This is a genomic window from Paenibacillus forsythiae T98 (assembly GCF_000520735.1).
Classification (GTDB): Bacteria; Bacillota; Bacilli; order Paenibacillales; family Paenibacillaceae; genus Paenibacillus_AQ; species Paenibacillus_AQ forsythiae.
Genome location: NZ_ASSC01000584.1, coordinates 1 through 4956, shown reverse-complemented (window position 1 = coordinate 4956; position 4956 = coordinate 1). Strand labels below are relative to the sequence as shown.

The following is a 4956-nucleotide window of genomic DNA, read 5'->3' as shown; positions in this document are numbered from 1 at the left end:
CGAGGGTCGCGGGTTCGATTCCCGTCGTCCGCTCCAACTTAATACGGCGCCATAGCCAAGTGGTAAGGCACAGCTCTGCAAAAGCTCTATCCCCAGTTCGAATCTGGGTGGCGCCTCCATTGCTTTTAACAAGCACCTGTAAGTATATGTTTTTAGTTTGTTCTGCGCCGGTGTGGCGGAACTGGCAGACGCGCGCGACTCAAAATCGTGAGGGAAACCGTGGAGGTTCGAGTCCTCTCACCGGCACTACTGAAACAGACCGATAAAATTGCTCCCAAGCAGTTTTATCGGTCTGTTTTTTATAGTTTCAAGCGCTGTTCTTGACGCTGAAATGCGGCTGGTACTCTTTTGTGAGCTGGTGCTCTTTTGTGATTGGATATTTGCGGCTGCTCTTGCGGAATTAGCACCTGTTTTAATTCCTGTTGAGGATGGGTATATTCACCTAAAGCATCTATTGAATTTTGGCATCGCCAAACTAACAATCACTTAAGTCCAATCAAGAAGAGGAGCGCAAGGATGAGCGAACATAGATTTACCATCACGGCCATATGTGGAAGTCTTCGTGAGGGGTCATTCAATCGAAGGGTGCTGAAAGCTATGGAAAGGCTTGCCCCAAAGCATTGGGAGATCCATCATGCCGATTTATCGTTGATCCCCCTTTACAATGCAGACATTGAGAGCCAGGGAGATCCTCAGCCGGTTGTTGAGCTTAAAGAAAGTATCCGTCAGGCGGACGGTGTGCTGATTGTCACTCCTGAATACAACATGGGGATTCCGGGCGTTTTGAAGAATGCTCTGGATTGGGCTTCGCGTCCGTCTAAAAGCTCGGTGCTGATTGGGAAGCCTTTCGCGATTGCGGGAGCTACTCCGGGCAGCGGAGGGACAGCACAGTCCCAAGCACAGGTGAGGCAGACACTGCTTGCCCTGAATGCCTATACGATGCCGGGGCCGAAAGTTCTCATTGGCAGCGTTCACGAAAAATTGAATGCAGCCACCGGAGAATTGGACGACGAAACAACGCTTCGCCATTTGGAAAGGTTCCTGGCAGCTTTCGAACAATGGGTTCTAATTTTTAAGCAATCTCAGAAGTGAAAGGTGTGAAGGAATGATGAGCCAGCAGAAATTATACTATGGCAAAGATATTGATGTTATGTTTGATTCGGAAAAATGCATTCATTCGGGCATTTGTGTGAAGGGTCTTCCTGCCGTTTTTGACTTAAGCAAGCGTCCTTGGGTTGATCCCGATGCCGATTCTGCGGAAGCAATTGCCCGGCATATTGATAAATGTCCGAGCGGAGCACTGACGTATAAACGTTTGGACGACGAAAACTCTGAAGAAAGAGGGGGAAGCATGCATATTGTAGATCATGACACAGCCCATAAAAGATTCCTTATTCGAAATAATGGCGCAATTGCTGCGGAAATGACGTACGTAACCTCAAGTCCGGAACTTTATATTATTGATCATACATGGGTCGACAATGCTTACCGGGGCCAGGGCCTGGGGGACAAGCTTGTGAAGGCCATAGTAGAATATGCGCGGGAAAAGGAGATCAAGATTGTACCCTTATGTCCGTTCGCCAAGGGACGATTCGAGCGTCATACCGAATATGCCGATGTTCTCAAATAAGTAATCAGTGCCCAATCCACTCCCCATCACATATAAATGATTAGGTAAATAACTATGTCCGGGAGGAAACATACATGTTCTACTCAGCGCCGTGGTCGTCACATCCACGGTCCCCATTTCCGTATCATCCCGTGGTTGGCGTCTATCCGGGAAATTACTCTTCCAATGTTCACAATTGGCAGTGGAATAACGTTCCTTATGTGCAGCCGTTAGCGCCATACTTAAGGAATGAATCAGTTCCAGTACACAGGGATACGAGTATCAGTAAGGCAGAAGCAGAATTAAATCAAATTTGGCGGATGCTTTGGGAACAGCACGTAGCTTGGACGAGGATGGTTATCATAAGCATTGCCGCAAGCTTGCCGGATGAGGCGCTGGTCACTGAACGACTTCTTCGAAATGCTCCGGACATGGCTGCCGTGATTAGACGATACTATGGTGAGAAGAATGCCTCACGATTCAGCGCTTTAATGAAAGAGCATTTTGTATTGGCAGCACAGCTTGTCAAGGCGGCGAAGGCTGGCAATAACAAGGCAGCCTCCGAAGTGGAGAAGAAATGGTACGCCAATGCGGATGAAATTGTGGCTTTCCTAAGCAGTATCAACCCCAACTGGCCAAAGCCGGTATTAAGGAAGATGCTGCATGAGCATTTACGATTGCTTAAGGATGAAGCAGTTTTCCGGCTATCCGGAAATTATAAATCCGATATTGAGATTTACGACCAAGATTGAGAAGCAAGCGCTGGAAATGGCAGATACCTTTACCGCCGGGATCGTTAAACAGTTTCCGAATCTGTTCGCTTAGACCGCTGTGGTACTCCAATTCTAGCAGCCTGTCGATCGTTGAGTTTAACTGCAAGCAGGGGATGAATCGACTTGGACAATGGGGGCGGTAGCCCCCTGGGTTGTCCGGCATCTTCAAGCTCCTGTTCAACATACATAAAAGTTTGACTCGTCCTCCGCTTCGATTGATTCAAGGTGAAATATGTTTTGTGGACATGTAAAGCTTACTGATGACCTCGATTTCTGTGATAACTCCCCAATCTGTCGGCAGAGCGGATAGCATGGTACAGTGTATCTTCCGTTACATCAAGCGGCTCCCGCAAAATAAGAGGGGATTGCAGCACCGCTTTTGCAGCCGTTCGTATCTTCTCCTCAGTCGGCTCCAGCACGCCAATTTCTTGCAATGTCACAGGCAGTCCAACGCTAAGGCTGAAGCGGATCACCTGTTCAAGCTCGCTGTTATCCCGATTTTCCAGCACAAGCTGGCATAACACTCCAAAGGCAACCCGCTCTCCATGAAGATAAGGCTTGCATTCCTCCAAAGCGGTAAAGCCGTCATGAAAAGCATGGGCACCTGCCGCTCCGTTGCTTTCAGCCCCGATGCCGCTCAGCAGAGTGTTGGCCTCAATAATGTTATCCATTGATGGCGAGCAAATACCCGCTTCCGCATCCAGCTTCGCTTTTAACCCGTCTTGCAGGAGGACATTGTAGCATTCCTTTGCGATGGCATAAGAGGCCAGCGTGCGTTTGAACTCCCCTTTGATGTTGTTCTGCGAGTCGGACTCCTTGCACGCCCGAGCTTCGAAGAAAGTGGCTAGCGCATCGCCCATGCCGGCTACAAGCAGCCTTACAGGAGCGCTGGCGATGATTTCGGTATCAACGATAACCAGGTCAGGCCCTTTGTCGTAAAAAATCTCGTTGATATGCTCGCCCGCAGGTGAATAGATGACAGACAGAGCGCTGGTAGGCGCATCGGTTGACGCAGACGTAGGAACAATAATCAGCGGCAAATTCAGGGCATTGGCCACCACTTTGGTCATATCAAGCGTTCTTCCTCCGCCGATGCCGATAATCGCATCATAGTTTCCACTGCGGGCAATATGGATATATTTTTCCGAATTTTCGATAGACACCTGCCCCTCAAACGGTTCACAAACAATGCTGGCGGTCTGGTATGCGCCGTACAGTCTGGCCGCAAAGGATTCGAATAAAAAAGAATCGATGTAAGCGAGAAATTTCGTGCCGTATGAATGGGTGCGGCTCTCCAGCTTGCTTATTTCTCCGTAGCCCTGAATATACATAGCCGGAGCCAGAAACCCGCGTGTGCTTGTTTTAATTTGTCCCAAATTTTTCATTCCCTTCTGCGTATTGATTTCGGCCTTTATTGTATTCATGCGAGTGATTAATATCAAAAAATGTATAAAAGTTTCAATAATAGAAACAAAAAAGAATCCAAGCAAGAGTGCGTCCGTCAGATAGAGAAGAAGCGCCGTTTATGACAGTATTCATGACATCGACTGTTGAAATCCTTCTAGCTTTTCCCGCTGCGGCTCCTGCTGCCTTCTAGGGGTCTGCTCAAAAGTGAGTTTCTTTCTGAAGAGGAATTTGCATTTCGGCATTCTTTATTTCAGCCATTTGCAGTGGATAAGGCAGGTTTGTGAACAATAAATGCCTGCCAGCAGCAAGAATGAGGTGCGACAACCGCGTTCCCATATCGATCAAGAGATGGAAAGAAATTATGAAAGCGATATCTTTCGCTGCAAAAAGTGGAAAATCGCAGTTTCGCGTCATATAACCTGACGTGAATTTCGAACGATTTGTCAACGATGAATGTATGCGCTTAACATTCATTGACGAGATTTGAAGTGAAAGGATAAGATATCTCTTGAGAAGAACAACTTCTACATGTTGAGTCAAGAAATGTAACATTTGTTACACTCATGTCTGTATTTTTCGCAAATCTCATTTGAAGGAGAGGCGGTCGGGTGGAATTAATCGGTGACGATGGAGCAAGCCGGAATCAGACAGAAGTAACCAATGCGGACGCCGAGCGAAAGAACGAATCGGCCGATCACTCTGGCTCCGAACCCCAGGCAATCCGAATAGCTGTTGCGACACGGGGCGGGGGCAAAGTTAATGTCCACTTTGGACATGCGAGTGAGTTTTGGGTCTACGATGTTTCAGGCAGGGCAACGACTTTTTTGGAGGTTCGTCAAGTTCAGGCCTATTGTACCGGGAGAGCAGATAACGGCGAACCGGTTGACAAGAAGAAGATTTTTGACGATACGGCCGCTTTATTCGCGGACTGTCAGGCGATTCTCTGTTCCGGAATCGGCGATTCCCCGCGCAGCAAGCTTCTGCAGAGAGGAATAGCAGCGATATCCGGTAAAGGAGACATTGAAGAACTGCTGCCCGAGTGCGCCGAGTTCTACGCCGGTTTAAGTTTAACAAAATGATGTCTGTCAGATTGTGCATTTATTTGCATTTCTAATATTGGAATATTATCGAAAGGGATGATTATTCATGAGTAAGAAACCAAGACAA

General features: G+C 47.7%; 4 protein-coding genes, 2 tRNA genes and 1 pseudogene. 6 read left to right on the top strand and 1 reads right to left on the bottom strand.

The window, feature by feature from the left end:
- Positions 1-45: 45 nt before the first annotated feature.
- The 5 genes and pseudogenes from L692_RS0118400 to L692_RS29325 all read left to right on the top strand — a co-directional run bounded on the left by L692_RS0118400 (position 46) and on the right by L692_RS29325 (position 2434).
- A tRNA-Cys gene (locus tag L692_RS0118400) sits at positions 46-119 on the top strand.
- A gap of 47 nt (positions 120-166) precedes the next feature.
- A tRNA-Leu gene (locus tag L692_RS0118395) sits at positions 167-246 on the top strand.
- A gap of 270 nt (positions 247-516) precedes the next feature.
- Complete coding sequence (locus L692_RS0118390; RefSeq protein ID WP_036724387.1) at positions 517-1092, top strand: NADPH-dependent FMN reductase; 576 nt, start codon at positions 517-519, stop codon at positions 1090-1092.
- Positions 1093-1105: 13 nt separating this feature from the next.
- A complete protein-coding gene (locus L692_RS34060) occupies positions 1106-1630 on the top strand; it encodes a GNAT family N-acetyltransferase (RefSeq protein WP_376717965.1) in 525 nt (174 codons plus the stop codon).
- Between the two features lie 299 nt (positions 1631-1929).
- Positions 1930-2434: pseudogene (locus L692_RS29325) on the top strand (acetylglutamate kinase).
- Between the two features lie 202 nt (positions 2435-2636).
- Here the strand turns inward: L692_RS29325 and L692_RS0118370 are convergent.
- Positions 2637-3758, bottom strand: a complete 1122-nt coding sequence (locus L692_RS0118370; protein WP_025701550.1) for a glycerol dehydrogenase — start codon at positions 3756-3758, stop codon at positions 2637-2639.
- Between the two features lie 639 nt (positions 3759-4397).
- On the opposite strand from L692_RS0118370, the gene L692_RS0118360 reads away from it, so the two are divergent.
- Positions 4398-4868, top strand: a complete 471-nt coding sequence (locus L692_RS0118360; protein WP_025701548.1) for a NifB/NifX family molybdenum-iron cluster-binding protein — start codon at positions 4398-4400, stop codon at positions 4866-4868.
- The last annotated feature ends 88 nt before the right edge of the window (positions 4869-4956 follow it).

Excerpts from the sequence above, each read along its gene's own strand:
- L692_RS34060 (WP_376717965.1), top strand. The coding sequence starts at position 1,106 with ATGATGAGCCAGCAGAAATTATACTATGGCAAAGATATTGATGTTATG.
- L692_RS0118390 (WP_036724387.1), top strand. The coding sequence starts at position 517 with ATGAGCGAACATAGATTTACCATCACGGCCATATGTGGAAGTCTTCGT.